This is a genomic window from Streptomyces rishiriensis, assembly GCF_030815485.1.
Taxonomy (GTDB): Bacteria; Actinomycetota; Actinomycetes; order Streptomycetales; family Streptomycetaceae; genus Streptomyces; species Streptomyces rishiriensis_A.
Genome location: NZ_JAUSWV010000002.1, coordinates 1 through 15,115 on the forward strand (window position 1 = coordinate 1; position 15,115 = coordinate 15,115).

The 15,115-nt window shown below is 69.5% G+C and carries 14 protein-coding genes; 7 read left to right on the forward strand and 7 right to left on the reverse strand.

Annotated features, from left to right (window positions below; translation table 11 throughout):
* On the forward strand, window positions 1–181 hold a 181-nt coding region (locus QF030_RS02290; RefSeq protein WP_307160959.1), incomplete at its 5' end, for a hypothetical protein.
* Between the two features lie 580 nt (window positions 182–761).
* Here QF030_RS02290 and QF030_RS02295 read toward each other — a convergent pair.
* Entirely contained in the window at window positions 762–3,020 is a 2,259-nt protein-coding gene (locus QF030_RS02295; RefSeq protein WP_307160960.1) for an FAD-dependent monooxygenase, read from the reverse strand.
* 673 nt (window positions 3,021–3,693) lie between these two features.
* On the opposite strand from QF030_RS02295, the gene QF030_RS02300 reads away from it, so the two are divergent.
* Window positions 3,694–3,987 (forward strand): hypothetical protein, encoded by a 294-nt coding sequence (locus tag QF030_RS02300; RefSeq protein ID WP_307160961.1) that lies wholly within the window; start codon window positions 3,694–3,696, stop codon window positions 3,985–3,987.
* A gap of 727 nt (window positions 3,988–4,714) precedes the next feature.
* Here the strand turns inward: QF030_RS02300 and QF030_RS02305 are convergent.
* Together QF030_RS02305 and QF030_RS02310 are read right to left on the reverse strand one after the other, a co-directional pair.
* Complete coding sequence (locus QF030_RS02305; protein ID WP_307160962.1) at window positions 4,715–5,632, reverse strand: pirin family protein; 918 nt, start codon at window positions 5,630–5,632, stop codon at window positions 4,715–4,717.
* A 27-nt stretch (window positions 5,633–5,659) separates the two neighbouring features.
* The gene (locus tag QF030_RS02310; RefSeq protein ID WP_307160963.1) at window positions 5,660–6,037 is read right to left on the reverse strand and encodes a DoxX family protein; all 378 of its coding nucleotides are present in this window, start codon (window positions 6,035–6,037) and stop codon (window positions 5,660–5,662) included.
* 497 nt (window positions 6,038–6,534) lie between these two features.
* Between QF030_RS02310 and QF030_RS02315 the strand changes: the two genes are divergently transcribed.
* On the forward strand, window positions 6,535–7,002 hold the full coding sequence (locus QF030_RS02315) for a MarR family winged helix-turn-helix transcriptional regulator (RefSeq protein ID WP_307160964.1): 468 nt from the start codon (window positions 6,535–6,537) through the stop codon (window positions 7,000–7,002).
* Window positions 7,003–7,309: 307 nt separating this feature from the next.
* Here the strand turns inward: QF030_RS02315 and QF030_RS02320 are convergent, their stop codons facing one another.
* Window positions 7,310–7,798, reverse strand: a complete 489-nt coding sequence (locus QF030_RS02320; protein ID WP_307160965.1) for a carboxymuconolactone decarboxylase family protein — start codon at window positions 7,796–7,798, stop codon at window positions 7,310–7,312.
* Window positions 7,799–7,915: 117 nt separating this feature from the next.
* Between QF030_RS02320 and QF030_RS02325 the strand changes: the two genes are divergently transcribed.
* Both QF030_RS02325 and QF030_RS02330 read left to right on the forward strand, forming a co-directional pair.
* Entirely contained in the window at window positions 7,916–8,905 is a 990-nt protein-coding gene (locus QF030_RS02325; protein WP_307160966.1) for a pirin family protein, read from the forward strand.
* A 530-nt stretch (window positions 8,906–9,435) separates the two neighbouring features.
* On the forward strand, window positions 9,436–10,542 hold the full coding sequence (locus tag QF030_RS02330) for an LLM class flavin-dependent oxidoreductase (RefSeq protein WP_307160967.1): 1,107 nt from the start codon (window positions 9,436–9,438) through the stop codon (window positions 10,540–10,542).
* Window positions 10,543–10,646: 104 nt separating this feature from the next.
* On the opposite strand, the gene QF030_RS02335 is transcribed toward QF030_RS02330, so the two are convergent.
* Window positions 10,647–11,000, reverse strand: coding sequence for a MerR family transcriptional regulator (locus QF030_RS02335; protein WP_307167443.1), 354 nt, complete (start codon window positions 10,998–11,000; stop codon window positions 10,647–10,649).
* 26 nt (window positions 11,001–11,026) lie between these two features.
* Window positions 11,027–11,794, reverse strand: coding sequence for an SDR family NAD(P)-dependent oxidoreductase (locus QF030_RS02340; protein ID WP_307160968.1), 768 nt, complete (start codon window positions 11,792–11,794; stop codon window positions 11,027–11,029).
* 355 nt (window positions 11,795–12,149) lie between these two features.
* On the opposite strand from QF030_RS02340, the gene QF030_RS02345 reads away from it, so the two are divergent.
* Window positions 12,150–12,794 carry a LysE family translocator gene (locus QF030_RS02345; RefSeq protein ID WP_307160969.1) on the forward strand — a complete coding sequence of 215 codons (645 nt, stop codon included), beginning with the start codon at window positions 12,150–12,152 and terminating at the stop codon, window positions 12,792–12,794.
* 174 nt (window positions 12,795–12,968) lie between these two features.
* Here the strand turns inward: QF030_RS02345 and QF030_RS02350 are convergent, their stop codons facing one another.
* The gene (locus QF030_RS02350) at window positions 12,969–14,357 is read right to left on the reverse strand and encodes an MATE family efflux transporter (RefSeq protein WP_307160970.1); all 1,389 of its coding nucleotides are present in this window, start codon (window positions 14,355–14,357) and stop codon (window positions 12,969–12,971) included.
* 110 nt (window positions 14,358–14,467) lie between these two features.
* Here QF030_RS02350 and QF030_RS02355 point away from each other — a divergent pair, with 110 nt between their 5' ends.
* Window positions 14,468–14,992, forward strand: coding sequence for a PadR family transcriptional regulator (locus tag QF030_RS02355; RefSeq protein WP_307160971.1), 525 nt, complete (start codon window positions 14,468–14,470; stop codon window positions 14,990–14,992).
* The last annotated feature ends 123 nt before the right edge of the window (window positions 14,993–15,115 follow it).

Consider the following 15,115-nt stretch of genomic DNA (forward strand, 5'->3'; position numbering starts at 1 on the left):
CAGCACCTGGTCGGCCACGTACGAGGCGGAGAACGCCACGCTCAGCGGCAGCGGCCGTACCGGGCGCAGCGGCCGTCCGGCAGGCCCGCCGGCGGCAGCGGTGACGGTGGCACCCGGCGCAGTACCGGGCGCGGGTAGCGCGGAGCGTTACTCGTACCGGGCGCGGCGGCGACAGCGGTGACGGCACTGATACCGGCGCGGCAGCGGGTAGCGGTCGTACCGGGCGCGGCGGCGATCCGGCGGCACTGGCACCCGCCACGGCGGCGGGTAGCGGCACTCGTCGTACCCGGCACCCCAGCGATCCGGCAGGCCCGGCGGCGGCAGCGGGCGGCAACGGTAGCGGTGGCGGCACTGGCACCCGGCGAAGCAGCGGAGGCGGTACCGGGCGCGGCAGCGGTCCGGCAGGCCGAGTACGCAGGTCCGGCAGCGACAGCGGTACGCGGGCGCGGCAGCAGTGACGGCAGTGGCGGCACTCGTACCCGGCGCAGTAGCGGTGGCGGTACCGGGCACGGCAGCGGGTAGCGGTACCGGTCGTACCGGGCGCGGCGGCGGACCGGCAGGCCCGCGGCGAGCGCACCGGACCGGGCCCGGCGGCGACGACAGCGGTACCGGGCACGGCGGCGGGCCGGCAAATCCTGGCAGGTCCTGCGGTACGGCGGCGAGGATCCCGGCAGAGACGGCGGACGGCCGCCCCGGCACCCCGCCCCACCCCGCCGCCTGGTCACTGCACACCCCCGGCCCCGCCGACCAGCCGGACCCCGTCAGCCGGCCACACCCGCCGGCACCTCCCCCACCCCCGGCACCACCCCCGACTTGGCCGCCATGGCCGGCGCCTCCCCCGCCATGGCCGGCGCCTCCCCCGCCGCCTCCGGCGCCTCCCCCGCCGCCTCCGGCGCCTCCCCCGCGTTGGCCGCCGCCTCCCCCGCGTTGGCCGCCGCCTCCCCCGCGTTGGCCGCCGCCTCCCCCGCGTTGGCCGCCGCCTCTCCCGCGTTGGCCGGCGCACCGAAATACTCCTCCAGCACACCGGCCGGGCCCTCCCCGCCGGACGCCCAGGCGACATAACCGTCCGGCCGCACCAGCAGCGCCGCACACTCCAGCCCCGCCACCTCCTCGCAACGCACCACCCGCACCAGCCCCGCCCACCCCCGCACCTGCTCCTCGAACCCGCCGCCCGCACCCCGCTCACCGAACAGCAGCAGCAACGGCCCGCCCCCGCCCAGCAACGCGATCACATCCGTGGACCCCTCACCGGTCACCAGCGCCACATTCGGCAAAAACCTGCCCTCCCACCCCACCCCACGCCGCCCCCGCACCGGCAGCACCGTGTCCTGCCCACTCACCATCGACGCCAGCACCCCCGCCTCCCCGCCCCCCGCCAGCAACTCACCGAACAACACCCGCAGCGGCTCCAGCTCAGGACCCGGCCGCATCAGCGCCACCTGAGCCCGCGTATGAGCGATCACCCGCTGCGCAGCCGGCCGCCGCTCCAGGTCATAACTGTCCAGCAGCCCCGCACCCGCCCACCCCCGCACCGCGAACGCCAGCTTCCACCCCAGATCCACCGCATCCAGCAACCCCGTACTCAACCCCTGCCCCCCGATCGGGAAATGCACATGCGCCGCATCCCCCGCCACAAACATCCGCCCCCGCCGGTACGACGACACCACCCGCGAAAAATCACTGAACCGGCTCAGCCACAACGGCTCCCCCATCGCGATCTCCCGCCCCGCGATCCACGACACCTCCCGCCGCAACTCCTCCAGCGTCGGCTCCACCCGCCACCGCGGATGCGCCCCCGCCAGATTCACCGTCCGCAACCGCACCCTGCCCCCCGCCACCTCCTTCACCACCACCCACCCCCGCTCCGTGCGATGCCACCCCGCCTCCAGACCCCCACCGGCCCCCCACCGCACATCACCCGCCAACGCCGACACCGACGCCCCGAACACCCGCGACCCGAAACCCCCCTGCTCCCGCACCACACTGCGCGCCCCGTCCGCCCCCACCACAAACAACCCCCGACACACCACCGACCCCCTGACACCCCGCGCCGTCACCACCACCCCACCCCGCCACTGCCGCACCCCCACCACCTGACACCCCCGCAACACCCGCACCCCCAACCCCCGCGCCCGCCCCTCCAAGTGACCCTCCAACACCTCCTGCTCACACTTCCACACCGCCACCGGCTCCAACACAGGCACCGAAACAACCAACCCCCCAATCCCCCCAAAATGAAACCCCACACCACCACCCACACCACCCACACCACCCACACCACCCGGACCCGGACCACCACCCACACCACCCGAACCACCACCCGCACCCAAGCCGGAACCGGAACCCGGACCAGACGCACCACTCACCTCACTGCCACGCACCCCACCCACGACACAACCCGCATCCACACCACCCGCCGGCCCAGAACCACCACCCCACCCACCACCACAACCCCCACCACACGAACCACAACCCCCCACCCCGCCAGCACCCACCCACTCAACCCCACCACCCGACCCAACCGACTCAACCCCACCGCCCGACTCAACCGACTCAGCGGCACGGCCCCAGCCCGCACCACCGCCCCACACACCACCACCCGGGCCCGCACCACCCGACCGGCCAGAACCACCACCCGCGCCGGAAGAACCACCACCCCCCACACCCACCAGCCCACCCAGATGACCACGACGCACCAGACACTGCACCGCACGCGCATGCACCGTCGTCGCCCTCGGCCGCCCCGACACCACCACCTCCGACTCCACCACCACCACCCGCACCCCCCACCCCGCCAACTCACACGCCACCACCAGCCCCACCGGCCCACCCCCCACCACCACCACATCCGCCTCCACCACACCCGACACACCCCCACCACCACCCACACCCACCGCCGCCCCCACACCACCCGCACCACCCGTCACCGCGGCCCCCGCCACACCCGCACCACCGGCACCCGTCACCGCGGCCCCCGCCACACCCGCACCCGTCACCGCTCTACCCGCCACACCCGACATTCCGGCCCCCACTCGACAACCACACGGACAAACCGAACAAACGACCCCAGCCCACCCGCAACCACAGCCGCCCACAACAAACCAGCTAGCGGAACAACTCCCTCCCCCCTCAAGCGAGTTGACCCACCCACACCCCGGACACCCACACGAACGACCAGAAATATACCGGTTACCCCGTTCTCCGCAAGAGCCCCACAACCCCACCCCACCCAAACCCACCAAACACCCACCAAACCCCCAGCCAACCCTCGACCCCAACCCCCCAGCCAACCGACCAGCACCCGCCACACCCCACAACAACCGCAGACCGCCGACTCGACCCTCGCCCGGCCACCGCCCGGCACCGTGGACTGCGGGGCGCGAGGTGTCCTACCTTCACGACAGTCGGCATAGTTAGCCGGACGTCGTGGAGCTGGACGCTTCGTCTACGGCTCCATCGCAACGGACGAGGCAGGCGAGCAGCGGGAGGCAGTGGGGCGCCGGGGCTCCGTGGTCCACCGCGTGGCGTGGATACGACGCAGACTGGGCTGCAGCCCCCAGCCCTATGAACAGTTGGCGAGCTGGTACCGGAACGCCGACCACGACGACGACGCCCGTCGGGTACTGCTGACGAGACAGCGCCATCGGCGTCGAACTCTGCCCTCGCCGCGCGGGTGTGGGGGGCCTGCTCGACGTGGCCGTTGGCTATGGGCCGGCGCTGTCGCTCCTCGCGCTGACCTTGCTGGGCGCCCTGTCGTTCGGCGCTCGCTCCGCCAACCCGGTCCAACTCGACGAAGGTGCCAAGTCCCAGCCCCTTGTCTACACACTCGACCTCTTGTTGCCCGTCGGTGGCCTGGGACAACGCACGGCCTGGTGGTGGTCGAACGACAGCATCCAGGGGCTCGCCTACCTGTTGATCGCTTCTGGCTGGGTGCTGACGACCGCCGTCATCGCGGGTGTCACCCGCACTCTGCAGAAGAAAAACTAGAGGGCTACAGCTAAGTTCATATGCCGTCGACAGAGCAGTGCACTTCCGAGGGTGAGGAATGCTTCGTGGATGCCTTCGTGTATCTCCCAGCGGATTCGTAGGCGCGGAACGAGTGCAGGTGAGTGCACGCGCGCTCGTCTACCCCGCGTTGGCTGCCAGGTCCGTAACCGTGCTCGCTGCCCGGCGAGCGATCAGTGGTTGCACGCCGAGATTCCGGACCGTACGGCGGTACTTGTCACGGTCGTAGCCGCGGTCGCCCAGGGCCCCCGCCGGTCTTCACCACGATCCCGATCCCGACCGAGGTCCGGGTCGGCTTCCTCACCATCGACGACGACGCCGAGAATGACCCCGGTGGGGCGACGACGGGTCCGGCCGCGCGTGCCCCGCGCCGGCGGGATCGCCTCCAGCGGTGAGCTCAGCTGAGCGGCGCCGTTGCCGTTGCTCGATTTACGTCTCCGCCACTCTGCCTTGTTGCGGGGGTGCAGGCCGCCTGCGCCGTGACGCGTACACCACCCTCGCGTCGGTCGCGGCCCGGCTCATCCCGACCTAGGACGGAGTACGGCCCGGCAGAGCATCGGTCGACATGCCAGAAGGGCGGCAGCACCGGCCGAACCGGTGCTGCCGCCTCTGGTTGCGGTCGGCGTTACGGCCGTCCGACAGTGGCGGCCCGTCTTTCCTACGGAAGTCACCCGATCATGCCCAGAGAACAACAGCTTCTGATGGCCGTTCAGGGCATGTGAGGGAGGTGCGCGGCGGGGATGACTCCGAGGCGGCCCGCCTGGTAGTCCTCGAAGGCCTGCTGGACTTCTTCGCGGGTGTTCATCACGAACGGGCCGTACTGGACGACGGGTTCGCGGAGGGGAAGGCCGCCCAGCACGAAGAGCTCCAGCTTGGGAGAGCGGGACTCCTGGGACCGGTCGGCGGTCAGGCGCAGTGCGTCACCCGCGCCGAAGGCGGCGAGTTGGCCCTCCCGGATCGGGCGGGCTTCGACACCGACCGTTCCGTGGCCCGCCAGGGCGTAGACCATCGCGTTGTAGGCCGGGTCCCAGGGCAGGTCGACCTGGGCGCCGGGCTCGACGGTGAGGTGGGCGACGGTGATCGGGGTGTGGGTGATGCCCGGGCCGGTGTGACCGGCGATGTCCCCTGCGATCACACGGATCAGCGCGCCGCCGTCGGGGGTGGTGAGCAGTCCGGCGTGCTTGCCGCGGATGTCCTGGTAGCGCGGCCGGCTCATCTTCTTGGCACGGGGCAGGTTGACCCACAGTTGCACACCGTGGAACACCCCGCCGCTGGTGACCAGGTGCTCCGGCGGCTTCTCGATGTGCAGGACGCCGGCGCCCGCGGTCATCCACTGGGTGTCGCCGTCTTCGATCTGACCGCCACCGCCGTTGGAGTCCTGGTGCTCCAGGGCGCCGTCGATGAGGTAGGTGACGGTCTCGAAGCCGCGGTGCGGATGCCACGGGGTGCCCCGGGCCTCGCCCGGCGCCTGCTCGACCATGCCTATGTGGTCCATGTGCACGAACGGATCGAGCTCGGGCAACGGCACCCCGGCGAAGGCGCGGCGCACCGGGAAGCCCTCGCCCTCCAAGCCGTGCTGCGCAGTGGTCAGGCGGCGGACGGGCCGGTAGAGGGTGCCGGCGGGCATGTGTGTGTTCCCCTCTTGCTGTCGCCGTCAGAAGGAGTGCGGGCCGAAGCGGCCCCAGGCCACGAAGACGGCCAGGGCGAGCAGAACCACGTTCACGACGACCGACTGGAGCTCACCGCGCCGACTGTGAGTGATCGCGGCGCCGAACATGGTCAGTGCCAGGCCGGACGCGGCCAGCGGGACCAGGGTCGGGGCGATGTCCACCGCCGCAGGCAGGATCAGCCCGAGCGCGGCGAGAACCTCCAGGAGACCGATCGTCTTGATCACACCGGGCGAGAAGTCCTCGGCCCAGCCCATGGACGGGGATGCGAGGAGCTTGTCCTTGGGCTGGGCGAGCTTGGCAGCGCCAGCGGCGAGGAAGACCAGAGCGAGTAGGGCCGCGACAGCCCACAAGGTGACGTTCATTGTGATTCCTTTGAGTTCCGGGTTGTGCGGATCCGTGCCGGGATCCACGCCGCGATAGTTGATGCATCACCTAACGTATCCGAGGTTAGATGACATATCAACAGCTGCTGTCCGGACGATCGGCCCACGAGACGGGACGAGGGGTTCACGGTCAGGGCGCACGCCCGGTCGGCTGGACGGCGCTGACGTGCAAAGCCGAATGACTGGGTGCCCGCTCGAGGCCTGTCCTTTTGGTGGGGGGCCCATGTCGCGACGGGGCCGAAGCCGACGGCTTTGACAAGGCGTGCAACGGTGGCGAGGTCGTCCGGATCGTGATCGTCACCGACAATGGCGCCGGTCTTTCTTCGGTCGGGATGCTGCGGCACTTGCCGAGGTGGCTATGGCGTTCCGACGTAGCCATGGCGGGGGCGTCGGAGAGAGACCCAGGTGCGGTGTCACCGCCGCTTGACTGAACGAGCCCACTCAGTGATTCGTCAACTACCTTTACACTTGCCTTCATGGAAGAGACGGCGCGGTGGTTGACGCCGGAGGAGCAGCACGCGTGGCGTGGCTTTGTCCGGTTGCACGAGAGACTCGGGGGCCGTTTGGGACGCCAGTTGCAGACGGAGTCGAATATGTCGACTGCGGACTTTGCGGTGCTGGTCGAACTGACGGATGTGCCAGAGGGGCGTCAGCGGTTTCTGGATCTCGCCCAGTCGTTGGAATGGGAGAAGAGCCGGATGTCCCATCACATAGCCCGCATGGCCAAGCGCGGGCTGGTGACGCGGCAGGAGTGCCCAGAGGACGGGCGCGGGGCGTTCGTGGTGATCACGGATGCGGGGCGGGAGGCGATCGAGGCCGCCGCTCCGCTTCATGTCGAGGCGGTGCGCGCCCTGTTCCTCGACCACGTCACGCCGGCAGAGCTGCGGGTGCTGGCGGACATCTCTGCTCGTGTAGTGGGCAAGTTGGACGAGGACAAGTCCTGATCGGAAGGGGCGGCCCGGGCGGCGAGTGGTGGCACAGGTGCACCGAGCAGTGTGGGTTCTGAGGCAGTGCTGGCCCGAGGTGTGGCGGTCGGCGCCGGCCCGGGCGTGGGGTCATATGGCCATTACGGGCGCCGTCGTGGTGGCCAAGCAGCCGGGATGAGAATGGCGACCGCCCTTGCGTTGCCCGGGTACCGGGGGCGCCGTGATCGTCGGCTCGGGCGATGTAGGTGATTCGTGGTCATCGGGCTATCGCCGGCCTCTTATGATCGCGGCGCACGGCGGGTCTGCCCGACTGCGGCCTTGGGCCCTACCGCTTGGAGAGCGGCGGCACCGGATGCTTACTCATGATCGACACCCGGTTGAACGCATTGATGGCGATCGCCACCCAGATCGCGGCGGAGATCTGTTCATCGGTGAGGAGCTGCCGGGCGGCCTCGTAGGCGGACGCCTGTGCGTCGGCGTTCGTCGGATCGGTCGTCACCTCGGCCAGGGCGAGCGCCGCGCGCTCCGAGTCGCTGAACATGTCGGTGTCCCGCCAGGCTGTCAGAACTCCCAGTCGCCGTGCCGACTCGCCGGCACGCAGGGCGGACCTGGTGTGCAGGTCGAGGCAGTAGGCGCAGCCGTTCATCTGGGACACACGGAGGTTGATGAGTTCCACGGTGGTGCGGTCGAGCCCCGCGTCGGCGGCGGTCGCACGGACCGCCTCCGAGGTCTGCACCAGGGCGCGGAAGGCCTTGGGGCTCTGCTTGTCGACGAAGTTCCTCCGTCGTGCGGCTCCGGGGGTACGACTGCTCATTTCGGGTCTCCTTCGGGGTGGCTCGGGTGCCCGCCGCCAGTAGGTGGGGTGGCCACCGGCCTGTCGTCATGGCAGGATAGTTGATATGACAACTAGGAGATGTGAGAGGCGGTCCCGGTGAGCAACGTGGAAAGCGAACCTGCCGTACTGCGGTGCGGAGCACCGGTCGACGACGGCCGACCGGACGCAGCGCCCCGGGTGGACGTGCTGTCGGCGCGGGAGGTGCCGCTGGGTGGCCCGCGGGCGATGCATGTGCGGCGGACCCTGCCACAGCGGGCCCGGACGCTGATCGGAGCCTGGTGCTTCGCCGACCACTACGGCCCCACCGACGCCACCGAGACGGGCGGCATGGATGTCGCCCCGCACCCGCACACCGGTTTGCAGACGGTGAGCTGGCTGTTCGAGGGGGAGATCGAGCACGAGGACACGCTCGGCACCCGCGCCCTGATCCGGCCCGGCGAGATGAACCTCATGACCGGTGGTTACGGCATCGCCCACTCGGAGATCTCCGCCCCGGACACCACGGTCCTCCACGGCGTCCAGCTGTGGGTGGCGCTGCCCGGGCAGCACCGGAACGCCGACCGGGACTTCCAGCGCCACGTCCCGGAAACCGTGCGGGTCGACGGGGCCGAGATCAGGGTCTTCCTCGGCTCGCTCGCCCAAAGCACCTCTCCGGTGCGGACCTTCACACCCCTGCTCGGTGCCGAGATCACCCTCGAACCGCGCGCGACGGTCACTCTCTCCGTGGACCCCGCCTTCGAGCACGGCCTTCTCGTGGACAGCGGGGAGGTCCGCCTGATCGACACCGGTCTGCACCCGGCCGAACTCGGCTACGTGCCCTGCGGTGCCGACACCCTGACGGTGGTCAACGACTCGGACCGTCCGGCGCGGACGATCCTGCTCGGAGGCCCTCCATTCGAGGAGGAGATCGTCATGTGGTGGAACTTCGTCGGCCGCAGCCACGAGGACATCGTCCGGGCCCGAGAGGACTGGGAGGCGTCCTCCGACCGCTTCGGCGTCGTCGAGGGCTATCCGGGGCGCCGCCTTCCCGCGCCGGCCCTGCCGAACGCCGTCATCATGCCGCGGGGGAATCCCCCGCGCCCCTGACCTCCTTCGCCTCTGCACGGAAGCTGTGGCGGCAGGCATCACATGAACCCGTCCTCAGTACTCCGGTACTCCGGTACTCCGGCCTGTCCGTCGCCGACTACGCCGCGCTCGTCCACCTCGCGGACGCGCCCGGCGGCCGTACGCGCTCCGCGGCTCTGGCCCCGCGAGTGTGGGCTGGGAGAAGAGTCGGATGTCGCACCAGGTTTCCCGCAGGGTGAAGCGAAGGCCGGTCGTTCGTGAGGGATGCCCTGAGGACGGACGCGGCACATCCGGGGTCATCATCCCCGAAGGGCGGGAGATGAGCGCGGCGGCCGGGCCCTGCCATGTCGAGGCTGTGCGCCGTCTGTTCGTCGGCCCCCAGCCCCAGGACCTCAAGGTGCTCACCGGCTTCGCGAGACGAGTTCTCGAGCACCTGGAGCAGCGGACCATGCAGGAGGGCGGTCGGCCGGGCCCGCGAGATCGGAACAGAGGTGCGCAGGGCGCGCCACGAGAGTACAGTTGACGTATCAACTAATGAAAGGCTGAGGACGATGCAGTTCGGCATCTTCACCGTCGGCGATGTGGCCGCTGACCCGGCCACGGGCCGCACCCCGACGGAGCATGAGCGGATCAAGGCGATGGTCACCATCGCGCAGAAGGCCGAAGAGGTCGGACTGGACGTCTTCGCCACCGGCGAGCACCACAACCGGCCGTTCGTGCCGTCATCGCCGACCACGATGCTGGGATGGATCGCCGCGCGTACCGAACGGATCATCCTCTCCACGTCCACCACGCTGATCACCACCAACGACCCGGTCAAGATCGCCGAGGACTACGCGATGCTTCAGCACCTGGCCGACGGCCGGGTCGACCTGATGATGGGCCGCGGCAACACCGGCCCGGTCTATCCGTGGTTCGGCAAGGACATCCGCGAGGGCATCAACCTCGCCGTCGAGAACTACGCCCTGCTGCGCCGGCTGTGGCGCGAGGACGTCGTCGACTGGGAGGGGAAGTTTCGCACTCCCCTCCAGGGCTTCACCTCCACGCCGCGGCCCCTGGACGACGTACCGCCGTTCGTCTGGCACGGTTCCATCCGCTCCCCGGAGATCGCCGAGCAGGCCGCCTACTACGGCGACGGCTTCTTCCACAACAACATCTTCTGGCCCAAGGAACACACCAAGAAGATGATCGACCTGTACCGGGAGCGGTACGCGCACTACGGTCACGGCACGCCCGAGGAGGCCGTCGTCGGCCTCGGCGGCCACGTCTACATGCGCCGCAACTCCCAGGACGCCGTCCGCGAGTTCCGCCCGCACTTCGACAACTCACCGGTGATGGGCGGCGGGATATCCATGGAGGAGTACATGGAGCAGACCCCGCTGACCGTCGGCACCCCCGAGCAGGTCATCGAGAAGACGCTCAGCTTCCGCGAGTACGCAGGCGACTACCAGCGCCAGCTGTTCATCGTGGACGGCGGCGGAGTCCCGCTGGAGACCGCGCTGGAGCAGATCGAGATGCTGGGGCAGGAGGTCGTGCCGGTACTGCGCGAGGAGTTCGCCAGGAACCGGCCGGCCGACGTGCCCGACGCCCCCACCCACGCTTCCCTGCTCGCCGCCCACGACGCCGAGCACGCGGCGACCGCCGAACCGGCGGCCTGACACCATACGATCATCAGACGCTCCGTCAGCCGGTCATTGGGTGCGGCGATGCCGGGTTCCTCCGACTTGCGCGGCGAGGCGGGCGGTCAGGCTACGGGGCGGATTCACACACCGGTTGCCCGTCGCAACGCGGCTTCCAGCCGGTCGCGGACCTCGGTCTGGGCGGCGATCCGTTGGTTGAGGACCGCCAGCCGTTCCAGGGCGACCCGCAGGCCCGTGTCGGATGGCGGTGCCGCAGCCACATCTCTGTCCAGACACGGCAGGAACACCCGCACGTCGTCCAGGTTGAGTCCAACGGCCAGCAGGTGGCGGATGTTGCGGACTCGCACCACGGTCCGTTCGTCATAGACGCGGTAGCCGTTGGGGGCCCGTTCGGAAGAGATCAGTCCCGCCTGCTCGTAGTGCCGCAGCGCACGGGCGGTCGTCCCAGTCGCCCTGGCCAGCTCACCGATTCGCACCCGTCCCACCTCCCAGGCCACTCCTATCACGCGACGACCGCTCCGCCGTCGACCGGGAGTACGACTCCGGTGACGAACGATGCAGCCGGGGCGGCAAGTTGGGTGATCGCCCAGGCCACCTCCTCGGGGCGGCCGATCCGGGCCAGCGGGGTGTGCGCGAGCTGCCACTCCCGCACCGCTGCCATCCGCTCCGGCGTCAGGCCCTGGTGCTTGCCGATGGGGGTGGCGATCGCGCCGGGGGCGACTGCCACCACCCGGACCCCGCGGGGTGCCAGCTCGACCGCCCAACTGCGGGTCAGCAGCTCCAGAGCGGTCTTGGTCGCCGCATAGACCGAGTTGCCCGGCCAGGCCCGCTGCCCCACGGACGTACTGACATTGACGATCACCCCGCCCGACGCCTCCAGGAGCGGCAGCGCGGCCTGAGCCAGCAGGGTGGGGGCGACGAGGTTGGTGGCGAGCTGAGTCTCGATCATCTCCGGTGTCAGCGTGCCGAGGGCGCCGCCGCGCACGATGCCGGCGTTGTTGACCAGCACGTCCAGCCGACCGTGTGTCCCCAGCACGACCTGGAGAATCCGATCGGGCTCGCCCTTGGCGGTGATGTCGGCGGTCAGCGGTGTGATCCGGTCGTTCCCGGCAGCAGTTTCCTTGAGCGGCTCGACTCGCCGCCCGATCGCGACCACGCGGGCGCCCTCGGCGGCGAAGGCGCGGGCGGTGGCCCGGCCGATCCCGGTGCCGGCTCCGGTGACGGCGACGATCCTGCTGATTTTCGGTGCGGTGCTGTTCATGCCGGTCATCGTTCAACCCTGCCGCCAGTGGCAAGGTCAAGCAGCGACTGACGAGTCACCGCGGGTGGCCCCGGGAACGCAGCGACACAGGTTCCTCCAGCCTCGGAGGCGGAACTCGTGTCAAGAGGGCGGGCTTGTGGTCACTGACCGGGTGACATGGAGCGTCAGTTCAACCTGACTTGACGCCCCACACTCGATGTCGTCGACGGGCCAGGAACGGGGAATGGGGGCGCATGAAGATACCGAGCGGCGAGGCCATATGCTGCAACGGGCAAGGCAGGTGCTGTCATGCGTCGCACCCGTCAGTTGCAGCCGCGTGCCCCATTCCGTATCAGGTACCGACGAACGACCTGGAGGTTGACCGGTGATCACTCTGACCGCAGTCGGAGGAGTGGCCCTGGTCGAACTGGGCATGGCGCTGACTCCGGGACCGAACATGATCCACCTCGCCTCCCGCGCGATCACCCAAGGCCGCAGGGCGGGCTTGGTCAGCCTCAGTGGGACCGCCGTGGGATTCGTGTGCTACCTGCTGGCCGCGGCTGCGGGCCTGTCTGCGTTGTTCGCCGCCGTGCCGGTGGCGTTCACGGTGGTCAAGCTTGCCGGGGCCGCCTACCTGGCCTACCTCGCGTGGGACATGCTCAAGCCCGGCGGCCGCTCGCCCTTCGCGCCATCCCAGAACCTGCCTCCGGTCTCCGATGCCCGCCTGTTCTCCATGGGGCTGCTGACCAACCTGCTCAACCCCAAGATCGCTCTTATGTATGCCGCCCTGCTGCCCCAGTTCTTGGACCCGCAGCAAGGCCCGGCCTGGGGACAACTGCTCCAGCTCGGCGGTGTGCAGATCGTCGTGGGGATCTCCGTGAACGCTCTGATCATGCTGAGCGCAGCGCGGGTGTCAGGGTTCCTGGCTGCCCGGCCCCGTGCCATGACCGCCCAACGGTTCACGGCGGGCGGCCTGCTCGGCGCCTTCGCGCTGCGCACCGCCCTGTCCCGCAGTGCTGTCACCACCTGAGCCAGGCTCACATCACTGTGGAACCAGTCCTGTTGTGAGCGCCGAGCCGGAGACGGGTACCTTGATGGCCCCCGGGGCTGCCAGGAACTCGCCCTTCCCAGCCCACCGCCCAACCGCCCAGGCCGCCTTGAGGATCGCGCGGGCCGTCAAAAGTTGAGGTCCGTCCCGACTCCGTCAGGCAAGTCGATTGTCGGGTGAAGGGCTGTCGGGCTCTGCCAGGGAGACCTTCAGCCGACTGCTGTCGGAGCCGGTGACTGTCGTACGTGTTGTGCGCTGATACATCCTGGCGATGGCCGCGCACTGAACTGCCATGGCCAGCGCCATGGCCAGGCAGATGCCGGGCAGCCCCGAACCTGACAGGCTGTATGCAAGAGCGAGTTGGAGCGCCACGCCGCATACCGTGATCCGCGCGAGGGCCGGGCTGCCACCGCTGCCCTCGAACACCCCGCCCAGCGCGATGAAGCCAGCCAGAAGCACCAAGTACGGCCCCAGGCAGCGCAGATACAGGGCCCCCGTCTCGGCCACCTCTCCCTCACTGCCGAAGGTCCGCATGATCAACGGCCCGGCGGCGAGCAGTGTGAGCATGGCCGTGAGTCCGAGCGATGCGGCGAGGAGCAACACCTGTCGTCCGATGGCCCGCCTCTCATCGCGTCCGGCACCGAGCAGATGAGCGGTGCGGATGGAGGCGGCCTGGCGTATCGCGTAGAAGGCCATGGTCGCGACGTACATCGCCTTCGTCGCGATGCCGTACGCGGCGACCTCGCTGACGCCGATCCGGGCGACGATGGCGACGAGCGCGAGCGCCCCCGCCATCCGTACGACGAAGTCGGCCGACATGGGAAACCCGGTCGCAGCCGTCCTGCGCACATCGGCGCTGAGCGAACCGGCCCGGTGCTGGGCCGCCTGGGCCGCCTGTCGCAGCACGCCGTTACGGTGCAGCGCCACGAAACCGCACATGAGCGCGACCGCCCGGCCCAGCACTGTGGCGATCGCCGCCCCACGCACCCCGAGGTCGAGTCCCAGGATGAACAAGGGATCCAGCCCGAGAATCAGACCGTTCGCGAGGATCGCGAGCTTCATCGGGGTGCGGGTATCGCCCGCACCTTTGAGGATGCCATCGACGACGTTGGTGGCGAAGAACACCGCGATTCCTGGCAGTGCGATCGAGAAATAGCCAGTGGTGAGGGGCAGTGAGTCGCCGCCGCTGCCGCCGAGTACGAGGTGGGCGAGCGGTTCGCGGCACAGGTATCCACCGATGGCGACCAAGGGTGTGACGAGCGCCCACAAGGCCCATCCGCCGCGCACGGCGGAACGCATCGCTGCCGAATCCCCCGCTCCTCTGGCTCGTGCGACGAGCACGGTCGTGCCCGAGCCGGCGACGAGGATGACGCCGAGCAGCAGGTTCTCAGCATTTGTGGCGACAGCCACCGCGGCAACGGCGTCCGCGCCGAGCCGGGCCACCCAGACCATGTTGATGATCCCGGCCGTGACCCCCGCGAGCAGCTCGAAGTAGACCGGATACGCGAGCGACACCAGCCTGCGTCGGTGTTCTGCTGCCCCCATGACCGCACCCCTCTTTTCGCTGTACCTCTAATCGAGGTACAGCGAAAAGAGATAGCATGACAGGACGGGACAGGCAAGCGCGCTGCCATGCGCAGGAAGGAGCTCGATGCATGCTGGAGCTGTCGATTCTGGGATTCCTCTTCGAGGAGCCCCAGCACGGATACGAGGTGAAAGCCCGTATCCAGGGGCTCAGTGGCCACATCCGCCCGGTAAGTGACGGGGCGCTCTATCCGGCCATCTCCCGGCTGGTGAAAGCGGGTCTGGTCGAGCAGCGCACCGAGCCCGGAAGCGCTGCCGCGCCCCGCCGGATCCTGTCCCTCACCGAGGCGGGCCGCACCGAACTGCTGGCCCGGTTGCGGCACCCGAAGGAAGCCGAAATCACCGATGGGCAGCGCTTCTTCACCCTGCTCGCGTTCCTGCGCCATCTCCCGGACCATGCCGAGCAGGCCGCGGTCCTGCGCCGTCGGCAGACCTTCCTCGACATCCCAGCGAGCTTCTTCTACCGCGGTGGCGAGCCCGTACGGGCCGAGGAGGCGCCGGATCTTTTCCGGCAGGGCATGCTGCGCATCGCTCGCGCCACCAGCACCGAGGAGAAGAAGTGGCTGGCCGAGGCGATCGCCAGCCTGGAGGGTTGAGCGCAGTCCGGTGGCCGAGCCCGGACGCGCGCTTGATACTCCTCGACGAGTCCTTGTCGTCCCCGTATGCGACGTGTCGTCTCAGCGCTCTTCGCGAAGACCTCTCTGCAGTTCGTCAGCTCC